At 71.8% G+C, this 12,059-nt stretch carries 12 protein-coding genes and 1 pseudogene; 9 read left to right on the plus strand and 4 right to left on the minus strand.

Going from position 1 to position 12,059, the window contains the following annotated elements; translation table 11 throughout:
* Nucleotides 1–3: 3 nt before the first annotated feature.
* Together helR and J5X75_RS36855 are read right to left on the minus strand one after the other, a co-directional pair.
* Nucleotides 4–2,085: an RNA polymerase recycling motor ATPase HelR gene (gene helR, locus J5X75_RS36850; RefSeq protein ID WP_238490603.1), complete on the minus strand. Its 2,082-nt coding sequence runs from the start codon at nt 2,083–2,085 to the stop codon at nt 4–6.
* A gap of 252 nt (nt 2,086–2,337) precedes the next feature.
* On the minus strand, nt 2,338–2,721 hold the full coding sequence (locus tag J5X75_RS36855; RefSeq protein WP_208472232.1) for a hypothetical protein: 384 nt from the start codon (nt 2,719–2,721) through the stop codon (nt 2,338–2,340).
* A 94-nt stretch (nt 2,722–2,815) separates the two neighbouring features.
* Here J5X75_RS36855 and J5X75_RS36860 point away from each other — a divergent pair, with 94 nt between their 5' ends.
* From J5X75_RS36860 to J5X75_RS36875, 4 genes and pseudogenes are all read left to right on the plus strand, one after another.
* Nucleotides 2,816–3,694 carry a hypothetical protein gene (locus J5X75_RS36860; protein WP_208472233.1) on the plus strand — a complete coding sequence of 293 codons (879 nt, stop codon included), beginning with the start codon at nt 2,816–2,818 and terminating at the stop codon, nt 3,692–3,694.
* Nucleotides 3,691–5,088: pseudogene (locus J5X75_RS36865) on the plus strand (methyltransferase family protein); the annotation flags it as partial. The gene J5X75_RS36860 and the pseudogene J5X75_RS36865, both read left to right, overlap by 4 nt.
* Nucleotides 5,031–5,618, plus strand: a complete 588-nt coding sequence (locus J5X75_RS36870) for a TetR family transcriptional regulator (protein ID WP_238490623.1) — start codon at nt 5,031–5,033, stop codon at nt 5,616–5,618. The pseudogene J5X75_RS36865 and the gene J5X75_RS36870, both read left to right, overlap by 58 nt.
* Nucleotides 5,619–5,656: 38 nt before the next feature.
* On the plus strand, nt 5,657–6,961 hold the full coding sequence (locus J5X75_RS36875) for an aspartate aminotransferase family protein (RefSeq protein WP_208472236.1): 1,305 nt from the start codon (nt 5,657–5,659) through the stop codon (nt 6,959–6,961).
* Here the strand turns inward: J5X75_RS36875 and J5X75_RS36880 are convergent.
* The gene (locus J5X75_RS36880) at nt 6,951–7,652 is read right to left on the minus strand and encodes a hypothetical protein (RefSeq protein WP_208472237.1); all 702 of its coding nucleotides are present in this window, start codon (nt 7,650–7,652) and stop codon (nt 6,951–6,953) included. The two genes, J5X75_RS36875 and J5X75_RS36880, sit on opposite strands and share 11 nt — an antisense overlap.
* Nucleotides 7,653–7,731: 79 nt before the next feature.
* On the opposite strand from J5X75_RS36880, the gene J5X75_RS36885 reads away from it, so the two are divergent.
* From J5X75_RS36885 to J5X75_RS36900, 4 genes are all read left to right on the plus strand, one after another.
* A complete protein-coding gene (locus J5X75_RS36885) occupies nt 7,732–8,115 on the plus strand; it encodes a hypothetical protein (protein ID WP_208472238.1) in 384 nt (127 codons plus the stop codon).
* 109 nt (nt 8,116–8,224) lie between these two features.
* Complete coding sequence (locus tag J5X75_RS36890) at nt 8,225–8,740, plus strand: SigE family RNA polymerase sigma factor (RefSeq protein WP_307798502.1); 516 nt, start codon at nt 8,225–8,227, stop codon at nt 8,738–8,740.
* Entirely contained in the window at nt 8,721–9,293 is a 573-nt protein-coding gene (locus tag J5X75_RS36895; protein ID WP_208472240.1) for a LytR C-terminal domain-containing protein, read from the plus strand. The genes J5X75_RS36890 and J5X75_RS36895 overlap by 20 nt, the downstream gene beginning before the upstream one ends.
* A gap of 10 nt (nt 9,294–9,303) precedes the next feature.
* On the plus strand, nt 9,304–9,657 hold the full coding sequence (locus J5X75_RS36900; protein ID WP_208472241.1) for a hypothetical protein: 354 nt from the start codon (nt 9,304–9,306) through the stop codon (nt 9,655–9,657).
* Between the two features lie 104 nt (nt 9,658–9,761).
* Here J5X75_RS36900 and J5X75_RS36905 read toward each other — a convergent pair whose 3' ends face one another.
* Nucleotides 9,762–10,796 (minus strand): LacI family DNA-binding transcriptional regulator, encoded by a 1,035-nt coding sequence (locus tag J5X75_RS36905; protein WP_208472242.1) that lies wholly within the window; start codon nt 10,794–10,796, stop codon nt 9,762–9,764.
* Between the two features lie 97 nt (nt 10,797–10,893).
* On the opposite strand from J5X75_RS36905, the gene J5X75_RS36910 reads away from it, so the two are divergent.
* Nucleotides 10,894–11,931: a LacI family DNA-binding transcriptional regulator gene (locus tag J5X75_RS36910; RefSeq protein WP_208472243.1), complete on the plus strand. Its 1,038-nt coding sequence runs from the start codon at nt 10,894–10,896 to the stop codon at nt 11,929–11,931.
* The last annotated feature ends 128 nt before the right edge of the window (nt 11,932–12,059 follow it).

Below are 12,059 nucleotides of genomic sequence, written 5' to 3' on the forward strand. Positions count from 1 at the left end.
ATCCTATGCGGTCAGGACGACCAACTGCCGGGTCGCGCGGGTCATCGCCACATAGCGGTCCACCGCGCCGAACGCCTCCGGCTCCACCAGGACCACCAGGTCGAACTCCAGACCCTTGGCGAGTTCGGGGGTGAGCGACCGGATCCGTGGCGTGCCCTCGAACGACGGGTCACCGATCACGCAGGCCACCCCCTCCGGATGGGCGGCCTCCCACGACGACAGCACCGCGGGCAGGTCGGCGACGGCACCGTGGACGACGGGAATACCACTGTGCCGAATCGACGCCGGCACGTTGGCATCCGGCAGCACCGCCCGGATCACCGGTTCCGCCTCCACCATCACCTCCGCCGGAGTGCGGTAGTTGACGGTCAGCGACGCCACCTCGACCCGGTCGACACCGACCCGGTTCAGGCGCTCCCGCCACGACTCGGTGAACGGGCGTCGGGTCTGCGCCCGGTCACCGACGATGGTGAGACTGCGCGACGGGCAGCGCAGCAGCACCATCCGCCACTCGGCGTCGGTCAACTCCTGCGCCTCGTCGACCACGATGTGCGCGAACGGCCCGGCCAGCCGATCCGGGTCCACCGTGCCCAGGGCCGCCTCGTCGACCAGCGCGTCGTGGAAATCCTCGCCGCGCAGCATGGTCACCAGGCCGGTGCCGTACTCGTCGTCGGCCGCCTCGATCAGATCGTCGACGACCCGGGACATGCGCTCACGTTCGGCGGCCGCCGTCGCCTCCCGCCGCCGCGACCGCGCGGACGCGCCCGGGTCGCCCAGCCGCTGCCGGGCCGCGTCCAGCAACGGCAGATCGGACACCGTCCACGCCCGCGCGTCGGCGCGCTGCAACCGGCGGACCTCGTCCACGCTCAACCAGGGAGCACATCGGCGCAGGTAGGCCGGCACCGACCAGAGATCGGCCACCAGATCGGTGGGCCGCAGAACCGGCCAGACCCGGTGGAACGCCGCCCGCAGGTCACGATGCGCCGGCACGTCCAGGACCGCCAGCAGCTCGGCCCAGATCTGATCGCGAGCCTCGTTGTGCGGGGTCCCGGGCTCCACCGCCTCGAACGCCCGCGCCCAGTCGGCGGCGGTCACCCGGACGTCCGCCGCATCGGTTTCGATGATCATCGGCTCGGTGGGCGGCTCCTCGTAGAAGCGGACCGCCGCCTCGATCGCGGCCACCATGTCCACCGAGGACTTGAGCCGGGCCACCTCCGGATCGCTCTCCACGGTCGCCGTGGCGCCCTCGGCGACCAGGTCACGCAGCGTACAGATCTGGACGTCCTCCTCGCCGAGGCTGGGCAGCACATCGGAGACGTACGCCAGATAGGGCTGATGCGGCCCGACGAACAGCACCCCGCCGCGACGGTGACCCAGCCGCGGATCCGAGTAGAGCAGATAGGCGGTCCGATGCAGCGCCACCACCGTCTTGCCGGTGCCCGGCCCACCGTCGACGACCAGCGCCCCGCGCGAACCGGCCCGGATGATCGCGTCCTGATCGGCCTGGATGGTGCCCAGCACGTCCCGCATCCGGCCGGAGCGCTCGGCGCCGAGACTCGCGATGAACGCCGACTGGTCGTCGAGCGCCGCGGCGTGCCCGGCGAAGTCGTCCGCCGCGAACACCTCGTCCCAGTAGTCGCTGATCAGTCCCCGCGTCCACCGGTAGCGGCGACGGCTGACCAGCCCCATCGGATCACCGTGCGTGGCGCCGAAGAAGGGCTCGGCCGCCGGGGAACGCCAGTCGATCAGCAACTGACGGCCGGTGCTGTCGGTGAGGCCCTGCCGCCCGATGTAGACCGGCTCCGGATCGCCGGCGGCGACCATGTGACCCAGGCACAGGTCCACACCGAACCGGCGCAGCGACCGCACCTGTGCGGTGAGCCGCCGGACCTCCTGGTCGCGGTCGAGCGCCTGCTGACCGATCCCGGCCCGGGCCCGGCGCGCGGTGCCGAGCCGGTCGGAGAGTTCGGACAGTCGTTGTTCGAGCGATTCCGCCAGCGCGGCGAAATGCTTCTCGTCGGCGGCGATCAGCGCCGGGTCGGCCTTGGCGGCACGATGCGCGGGCAGGTGAAACACGGAGTTCAAAACGCGGGATCCGATCCTCGATCGCGACGAGGGACGACGAACGTCAGCCCCATGAGCAGCGATTTTGCGCCCTCACCCGGGTCTTGCCGCAAGCCCCGGGGTGCGATATACCTTGGAAAGGGAAGGGGAGTGGCCAGACCTCCGAATCCCGGAAATCCGTCTTTGGGAATCATCCGCCGGTGGCTGTCCGGCGCCGCAGAGGTAGGCGATGATCGGCCGGGCGAGGGCGTTCCGGCGCCGCGTTCAGTCCCGTCAGCGGTAACCGACGCCGTCGAAGACGATCACGCTGAGGTCGTGGTGGTCGTTCACGTCGCGGATGTGGCCGCCGTACCCGGCCTCGGCGACGTGCGGCGCGAGCAACCCGAACAGCTCATGCGGATAGCCGATAGCGTCATCGAGGACGTGGATGCGGGCGTAAAGTCCCCACTGGTTCCGCTGCCGTACCAGGTGGGCGAACTCGCCGCCGGGCAGGTAGGTGTCCGGGTCCGGTTCGAGCAGCCGGTAGGCGTACTCGTCCTCGATCAGCGCGGGCCGCTCGTCGAGCTCGCCGAGGTGCCAGTGCAGCACGTCGAGGACCTCCGCCGGGACGTCGTCGCGGAGCAGACAGCTGAAGACGACCTCGTAGTGATCACTCACAGCCACCGAGGATAGCCACACCCCCCGACTTGAGCGATTGCTCAAACAGGGGCTATCGTCCAATTGAGCAATCGCTCAACGGGGGAGGTCGAAGGTGGGGAAGTTCCGGATACGGTCGGCGAACATCGCGCTGACCGGCATCGTCGTCGCGTTCGGGGTCGTGTTCTTCACCCTGACCGTCCGCGCCGGCAAGGCCGACAGCGCGCTGCTGTTCGTCGTGCTGCCGACCGCCCTGGCGGCCGCGCTCACCCTCACACCGGGCAAGAGCACCCACGGCACGGTGTTCCGGCTCACCACCGTCGGCCTGCTGCTGGCGGCCGTGGCGCTGCACGAAGGCGCGATCTGCGTCGTGCTCGCCGCGCCGCTGGTCTACGGCGTCGCACACGGCGTCACCGCCCTGTGCCGGATGTTCCAGGACCGCGACAAGATCATTCCCGCCCTGCTGCCACTCCCGCTGCTGCTCACCGGGGTCGAGGGCGTCGACCCCGAGTGGCGCGTCTACCCCGACCAGTCCGTTCAGGTCAGCCGGGTCGTCGCGGCCGCGCCCGCCGACGTCGCCGCCCGCCTCGCCGCCGGACCGCGACCGGTCGCCACCCGCCCCATCGCGTTGCGCCTGCTCGGCGTCCCCACCCCCGAACACGTGCACGGCACCGGACTCGCCGTCGGCGACCGGTGGATGTTCGGCTACCACGGCAGCGCCCACGGACCCGGCGGCCAGATCGTCACCGAGGTCCGCGCCGCCGGCGACCACGAGATCACCTTCGCCGTCCTCGAGGACACCTCCATCACCGGCCGCTGGGTGCGGATGCGCGACGCCACCGTCAGCTGGCGGCCCGCCGGCACCGGCACCGAGGTCACGCTGCGCATCGACTACCGGCGCGGCCTCGACCCGTCCTGGTACTTCGGACCGCTCCAGGACGGCTTCCTGCACGCCGGCGCCGACCACGTCCTGGACATGCTGGCCCTGACATGACCGTCACCGCCGCCCGCTACCTGTGCCTGATCCTTCCGGTCGCCGCGCTGCTCGCCGCCGCCCGCGCCGATCGCGACCGGCAGGCACGGGCCGGCGCGTCCCTGGCCTTCATCACCGCGATCACCGGCATCGCCGTGCTGCACGAGACCGCCACGGCCGCCCGATGGCACGGGTTCGCGACCGTCGACGGCACCTACCGGGGTCTCCCGATCGACCTCTGGCTCGGCTGGGCGATCCTCTGGGGCCCGATCCCGGTGCTGCTGCGCCGATGGCTGCCCCTCCCGGTCGCCCTCGGCCTGCTGCTCTGGCTCGACGCGACAGCCATGCCACGGCTCGCCCCACTGATCGACCTCGGCCCGCACTGGCTGCTCGGCGAGACGCTCGGCCTGATCGCGGTGGCCCTGCCCGCCCAACTGCTCGGCCGCTGGACCGCCGACCGCCGCCACCTCGTCCCACGGGTGCTGCTGCAATGCGCCACGTTCGCGGTCCTGCTGCTGTGGCTCACCCCCACCGTGGCGTTCACCGTCGGTGACGGCGGCTGGGACCGGCTACTCGACCTGCCCACCTCCGCGATCATCGTCCTCGGCCAGCTGGGTGCCGCGGTCGCGGTTCCCGCACTCGCCGGGGTCCGCGAGTTCGCGCTCCGCGGCGGCGGCACCCCCTACCCGTGGGACCCGCCGGTGCGGCTGGTCACCACCGGCGTCTACGGCTACCTCGCCAACCCGATGCAGGTCAGCGCGGTCCTGCTGCAACTGCTGCTGGCTGCCGCGACGCACAGCGCCACGCTGGCCGCGGTCGCCCTCGGCACCACCGCCTTCGCCGCCGCGGTCGCCGGGCCGCACGAAAGACAGGACCTCCATCTCCGGTACGGGCGCAGCTGGCGGCAATACCGCGACCGGGTCCGGGACTGGCGACCCCGGAGGACACCCTACGAGCCCGTGCCCGCACGACTCTGGCTCGACGACGACTGCGGACCGTGCACGACCATCCGTGACGCCCTGCAACGACGCCACCCGGCCGGGCTGACCATTCTGCCCGCCTCCACCCACCCCGAGACACTGTGGCGCGCCCGCTACGAGGCCGCCGACGGGCACACCGCCGACGGTGTGGCAGCCGTCGCCCACTCCTTCGAACACATCGGTGCGCTTCCCGCGTACCTCTCCATGGTTTTGCTGCTCCCCGGCCTGGACCGGCTCGCCCAGCTGATCACCGACGCGCTGATCGCGCCCCCGCACCCGGCCGGCGGCGGACCCCTGCGGCAGAATGACCGCGCGGAGGCAAAGGGAGGACCATGAGCGACACCAAGCAGCGACTGCTCGACGGAGCCCTTGTCGCGCTGCGCGAACACGGCGTCACCGGCGTGTCGGCGCGGACCATCGCGGCCGCCGCCGGAGCCAACCAGGCGCTCGTCTTCTACCACTTCGGGTCGGTCGACGAGCTGCTCGGCGCGGCCTGCCAACAGGCGACCCGGCAGCGGGTGGAAGCGTTCGCGGAACGGTTCGCGGCGGTCGGCTCGCTGCGCGAACTGCTCCAGGTGGGCCGCGACCTGCACGACCAGGAACTCGCCCTGGGCAACGTGTCGGTGCTCGCCCAGATGCTGGCGGCCGCCCAGACCGGCGAGCGGCTGGCCGCGCCGATCGCCGCGGCGCTGCGGATGTGGACCGACGAGATCGAGACGATCCTGCAACGGCTGCTGGCCGCGTCACCGGTCGCCGAGGTCGCCGACATCCCCGGCCTGGCCCGCGCGGTCGGCGCCGCGTTCGTCGGCATCGAACTGTACGAAGGCGTCGACCGCGACGGCGCCTACCGCGCCCTGGAGGCTCTCGACCAGCTCGCCGTCCTGGTCGAGGTGGTCGACGAACTCGGACCGCTGGCCCGGCGCGCCCTCAAATCGAAGATCAAGAAGGCGTCCGCGCCGCGGTGAGCTGGACGGGACACTCGGCGCCTTCCTAACGTCGGGGCATGGCCGACTTCTGGACAGACGCCGAGCGTCACCTCATCCGCTACTCCGGCGCCGGCGGCTTCGTCCCGGAGATCATCGAACGCGCCGAGGGCAGCTTCGTCCACACCGCCGACGGCCGCCGGCTGCTCGACTTCACCTCCGGTCAGATGAGCGCCATCCTCGGGCATTCCCACCCGGCCGTCACCGCCACCGTCCAACGGCAGGCCGCCACCCTCGACCACCTGTTCAGCGGCATGCTCAGCCGGCCCGTCGTCGACCTCGCCCGCCGCCTCGCCGCGTCGCTGCCCGACCCGCTCAGCAAAGTCCTGCTGCTCACCACCGGCGCCGAATCCAACGAGGCCGCCATCCGGATGGCGAAACTCGTGACCGGCGGCCACGAGATCATCTCCTTCGCCCGGTCCTGGCACGGCATGACGCAAGCCGCGGCCAGTGCCACCTACAGCTCAGGACGCAAGGGGTACGGGCCCGCGGCGCCCGGAAACTACGCCATCCCCACACCGAACGCGTACCGGCCGGACTTCACCACACCCGACGGGCACCTCGACTGGCAGCGGCAACTCGACCACGCCTTCGAGATGATCGACGCCCAATCGGTGGGCAGCCTGGCCGCCTGCATCGTCGAGCCGATCCTCAGCTCCGGCGGCGTCATCGACCTGCCGCCCGGCTACCTCGCCGCCCTGCGCGCCAAATGCCACGAACGCGGCGGGCTGCTCATCCTCGACGAAGCCCAGACCGGACTGTGCCGCACCGGAGACTGGTACGCCTTCCAGCGCGACGGCGTCGTACCGGACATCATCACCCTGTCCAAGACGCTGGGCGCCGGCCTGCCGCTGGCCGCCGTCGTCACCAGCGAACAGATCGAACGAACCGCCCACGAACGGGGCTTCCTGTTCTTCACCACCCACGTGTCCGACCCGCTCGTCGCCGCGGTCGGCAACACGGTCCTCGACGTGCTCGAAGCCGAGCGCCTCGACCGGCGGGCCGCCGAACTCGGCGCCTACCTGAGCAAAGGGCTGACCGAACTGGCCGGGAAACACGCGGTGGTCGGCGACGTACGGGGAAGGGGTCTCCTGATCGGTCTGGAACTGGTTCTGGACCGTGCCACCAAGCAGCCCGCCAACGAACTCGGCGCCGCCGTCACCCGCCGCTGCCTGGAACTCGGCCTGCACATGAACGTGGTCCAGCTCCCGGCGATGGGCGGCGTGTTCCGGATCGCCCCGCCCCTGACCTCGTCCTTCGAGGAACTGGAACTCGGCCTGACCATCCTTGACCAGGCGATCGGCGAGGCGGCGCTCACCGCTTAGGAGGCCGTTTCCGGTTCGCCTTCGGCACCCGCCGCCTACGGGGGCGCGCCTCCTGACGGACGTACCGGGGCTGCCACAGCGGCTCCGGCACCGGCCGGCCCGCGTTACGCCAGACGGCCCAGGCCAGCGCGGCGAACGACGCCAGTGCGAGACCGCCCGGGATCCAGCCCCAGCGCACATGGTCGGGTGTCTCCGGGGCGACCAGGCCGGTCGGGTCCAGCAGCACCGTGATGTCGTCGCCGACCCCGAAATCGTCGTTGCTGGGATATTCGTCCCGCCGGCAGATTGTGCCCGGCAACGGCGATCCGTCGAGACGGGTCAGCCGGTAACAGTTCTCCCGCAGGATCCGGCCTCCGCGGTTCTCCGTGTCCAGACTGATGGTCACGCTGCTGACGTGCGCCGTCTCGGGGTGGCCGAACACGCCCAGCACGATCAGCCTCGCGCCCCAGTTCGTCGACGCGAACAGCACGAGCGCCGCGACCACCATCCCCGCGATCGGGACCTTGTCGTCCTCGTCCTCCCGCTTCCACGTCCTGGCCGGAATCAGCAGCCCCACCACCAGCAGCGTCACCGCCAGCGTGAGGACCAGCAGCCAGAGCCGCCAGCCGCGGACGTCCGCGACCGCCGCCACCAGGGCGGGCGCGATCATGCAGGCCAGCAGCCGAAGACGCCGGACAAGAGTCGGATCCACACACGCGATTCTGGAAGATCAGCGCAAGGACAGCGGTATCCGGCTCGCGTAGCGGACTTGGGCCGGGCAAGCTGGCCACGTGATCTTCCCCGACTCTCCGGACTGGGCGGTTCGCGCCGCGGCCGGGCGACAGCTCGCGGCTTCGGACGACCTCGATGAGGTCGCGGACCTCCTCCACCGACTCCTTCTCGACCCCCACGACACGGGCGTGACCGGGGAGACGGCCGCCGCCCTCCTGCAACGCAGAGACACCGCCGGTCTGCGCCATGTCCTGCGGGCCAGGAACAACGCCGCCGAAAGTTGCACCGCGGAAGAACTTCAAGCCGCTCTCCACTGCAACCCGGAATGGACGACGGAGGAGGGAACAGACCGGCTGATCACGCAGCTGCGGTCGCTGGCGGCCGATCACGACGCCGACGTTAGCGACGAAGCGGCCGAACAACTCAAGCCGCTGGGCCGATGATGATGATCAAGGCGGCCGGTCGACGTCATCGACTCGCTCGGCGAAGTCCCGGAACTGCTCGCGAAAAATCGTATGTAACCCGATGGCGGTCAACGGTGTGTCTATAGGTGTGCGAACACAGACGGGAAGCGCCGACTTCGACGCCTTCTACCTAGCGACCGGCCGCCGCGTCGTGCTCTACCTGTACGCCGCCTGCGGCGACCGGGCCGAAGCCCAGGACCTCGCCCAGGAGGCCTTCGCCCGCGCCTGGCAACACTGGTCCCGGGTCTCCCGGTACGAGGACCCCGAAGCCTGGGTGCGGTCGGTCGCCTGGCGGCTGATGGCCAACCGGTGGCGCGGCCTGCGGCGCCGGCTCGCCGCCCGCGCCCGGATGGGCCGCCCCGACGAGGCGGTCGGCGGCCCGTCCCCGGACCGGGTGGCCGTCACCGGCGCGCTCCAGCGCCTGCCGGCGGCACAGCGGCAGGCCATCGCCATGCACTACCTGCTGGACATGCCGGTCCACGAGATCGCCGCGAGCACCGGCGTCCCGGTCGGCACGATCAAGGTGCGGCTCTCCCGGGCTCGGACGGCACTCGGCGCACTACTCGACGAGAAGGAGAACAGCGATGTCACACGGGGTGCCTGAACGCGTGCGGGAGCTGGCCGACGACGTACAGGATCTGAGGATGAAACCGGCCGCCGAGGTCCGTGCCCGCGGCCGTGCCCGGGGCCGCCGCCAACTGGCCGCTTCCGCGACGGCGGCCGCCGCCGTGGTGGCGGTGTCGGCGGGCGTCGCGGTCGCGTGGCCGCGGCAGGGCGAGACCTCGATACCGCCCGCGGGGCCCGCCCCGCTCACCTGCGAGCTCCTGCTCCCGGACAGCCCCGCCGACGTCCAGGTCCGGGTGCCCGACGCCGGAATCGCATCGGAGCTGCGCGAACGGGGCTTCACGGTGCTCGACGGTGCGGTCGCGTCCGAGGCCGCGACCACCCTGACCTACGGGCCCGCGGCCATCGGCCGGGCGACGCTGCTGCGGGCGGCCGTACACGGCGAGGTCACCATGCGGTTCGAGCCGGGCCGCCCCGGTCCGGCCATCGACCTGGCCCCGGGGCCGGACTTCGACCGTCTCGCCACCGCCACCGAACTCAACCAGAATCTGGTCTCCGTCGGCATGCCGACCGCACCACCGGAGTGTCCATAGAGTGATCGACATGTCGGTCACGCGATTCATCACTGGACTGTTCGGATACCTGGCGGCGCTCGTCGCCTTCCTGTGGATCGGCATCCTGACCGGGGGCGCCGATCCCGGGGACTCCCTCGCCGCCGGGCTGGCTGCCGCCCTCCTGATCGCCCTGCTCGCCACCGTGGCCGTGCTCGTGACCAGTTGGCGGCGGCAGCGGACCGGGCAGCCGATCGCCGCGTCCCTCGCCGGCATGGTGGCGGGCCTGCTCCTGACGGCCCTGCTGACGGTCCGCGTCTATCCGGTCATGCGGCAGGCCGCCTCCACCTGCCCCTGCGAGGCGATCATCGACCAGGGCGCGGCGGCGTCCCTCGGTGACGGGTAGGGAATCGGGCAACGGCCGAGGTGCGCGACCTTCGGGCGCCGATCGTGGACGGCTCACCACCGCCTTCGGTGGCAAGGCGTTCACCATCGCGCAGGGCGCGCATCTCACCCTTGGCCGGGCGCGATGGCGTGGGCCTGGGGGGTGCTTTCGCGGAGGACGAGTTCGACGGGGATGTCGACGCGGGACGCGGTGGCGCTGGCGAGGGCGAGTTCCAGGGCCTGGCGGCCCAGGTCGTGCAGGGGGACGCGGACCGTGGTGAGGGGTGGGAGGACGTCGACGGCGGCGGCGATGTCGTCGAAGCCGGCCACCGCGATGTCGGCGCCGGGGGTGCGGCCGGCGTCGCGGAGGCCGCTCATCAGGCCGATGGCCATCACGTCGTTGACGGCGAAGACGGCCTCGGGACGACGTGACGCGATCGCGGCGGCCGCCTGGTTTCCGCCGGTGCGGGTGAAGTCGGCGACGATCTGGTCGGCGGCGTCCACGGTCAGGCCGGACGCGTGGATGCCGTCGGTGAAACCCTGGCGGCGGTCGGCGGAGGTGCGGATGTCGTCGCCGGCGTGGACGATCGCGAAACGGCGGTAACCGGCGCCAGCCAGGGCTGTCGCGAGGCGGTGGGCGCCGCCGTAGTTGTCGACGGACAGCGTGGTGAACGGGAGTTCCGGCTGGCTGATCAGGGCGACCCGGCCGCCGGACCGGTGGTAGGCGGACAGTTCGTCGATCAGGGCGGTGTGGGCGTCCGAGCCGACGGTGCGGGTGCCCGCGATGATCACGGCGCGGGGGCGGTGGCCGCGTAGCGTGCGGACGATCTGGAGTTCCAGCCCGGGGGAGCGGTCGGCGATCGCCATCGTGACGATCAGGCCCGCCTCCTGGGCGGCCTCGGTGACGCCGGCGGCGATCGAGGAGAAGTACGGGTCGTCGATGTCGTTGACGACCAGGGCGACCGTGCTGCTCGAGCCGCGGGCGATGGCCTGGGCGGACAGGTCGGGGGCGTAGCCGAGGCGGTCGGCGGCGGCGCGGACGCGGTCGGCGTTCTCCTTGCGGACGGTGCGGTCGCTGCCGTTGAGTGCCCGGGACGCGGTGGCGTACGAGACGCCTGCCTCGCGGGCGACGTCGCGCAGCGTGATGTGCTCGCGTTCCACCGGTGTGATTGTGCCAGGCGCTCGGTGTCCGCAAGGGAGGGCGGAACCCGGGGTGAAAAGTATGATGAGCCCTCGCGCCACCAGGGAGTGTGTCCGCATGCCGCATCCAGCGAGGCCGACCGTCACCCTGCGGGAGGTGGCGGCGGCCGCCGGGGTGTCGGTGGCGACCGCCTCGCGGGTGCTGGGCGGCAGCGCCCGTACGGTCTCGGCGGAGAACGCCCGCAAGGTCCTGGAAGCCGCCTCCGGACTGCGTTACACCGCCGACGTGGCGGCCCGGGCCATGCGCCGCGAGAGCGACGCGATCGCGCTGGTCGCCGACGACCTGACCACACCGTCGATCGCGCAGGTGGTGGCCGCGATGGAACGGCAGGCGCGGACCGTCGACGCGTTCGTCACCGTGTCGGCGACCGGCGGCGATCCGGGGCGGCAGCTGGAGACGGTACGGACGGTGTGCGCGTTCCGGCCCCGCGCGCTCGTGATCACGTCCAGTTGGCGGGCGACCACGGCGTACGGGACGCGGCTCGCCGAGGAACTGCGCGCCTACGAGCGGCGCGGCGGACGGGTGGTGATCTACGGCGACATGGAGGCCCCGTTCGACGCCATCGACGTCGACGACCGCGACTCGGGCCGCCTGATGGGCGAGCACCTGGCCGCCACCGGTCACCGCCGGATCGCCGTCCTGGCCGGCACCCGCGAGCGCACGTTCGCGGTGGCCCGCACCGCCGGGTTCCTCGAGGGGCTGATCGGCGGCGGCGTCCACCCGCACGACATTCGGGTGCTGGACTGCCCGGTCAGCCGTGCCGGCGGCTACGCGGCGACCGCCCGGCTCCTCGAGGAGAACGCCGGCGAGTTCGACGCGCTGATGGCGGTCAACGACACGATCGCGGTGGGCGCCCTGTCCGCGTGCCGTGCCGCCGGTGTGGACGTTCCGGGCCGTCTGTCGGTGACCGGCTTCGACGACATCCCCCTCGCGGTCGATGTGACGCCCCGGCTGACCACGGTCGCCCTGCCGTTCGCGGAGATCGGCGAACGTTGCATCCGGTTGGCGCTGACGTCCGGTCAGCCGGGTCGCCCCGGCGTCCGCCAGACGGTCAGCGGCCGCCTCGTGGTCCGCCGGAGTTCCGGCGGCGCCTGATCCGAGCACGGTGACGTCGGGCTCATTCCAGGGCGCGGCGCTGGTCGTATGGGGGTTCGATGCTTCGCCGTACCCGAGGGGCGGTCCTGGCCCGCCGAAGACTTGAGCGGTCGCTCAAGAGCCCGTAC

It is taken from the genome of Actinoplanes flavus, assembly GCF_017592555.1.
Lineage (GTDB): Bacteria > Actinomycetota > Actinomycetes > Mycobacteriales > Micromonosporaceae > Actinoplanes > Actinoplanes flavus.

What these genes read in the sequence shown, in the direction of transcription:
- J5X75_RS36875 (WP_208472236.1), top strand. Translation starts at nt 5,657, where the DNA reads ATGGCCGACTTCTGGACAGACGCCGAGCGTCACCTCATCCGCTACTCC.
- J5X75_RS36895 (WP_208472240.1), top strand. Translation starts at nt 8,721, where the DNA reads ATGTCACACGGGGTGCCTGAACGCGTGCGGGAGCTGGCCGACGACGTA.
- J5X75_RS36900 (WP_208472241.1), top strand. Translation starts at nt 9,304, where the DNA reads ATGTCGGTCACGCGATTCATCACTGGACTGTTCGGATACCTGGCGGCG.
- J5X75_RS36910 (WP_208472243.1), top strand. Translation starts at nt 10,894, where the DNA reads ATGCCGCATCCAGCGAGGCCGACCGTCACCCTGCGGGAGGTGGCGGCG.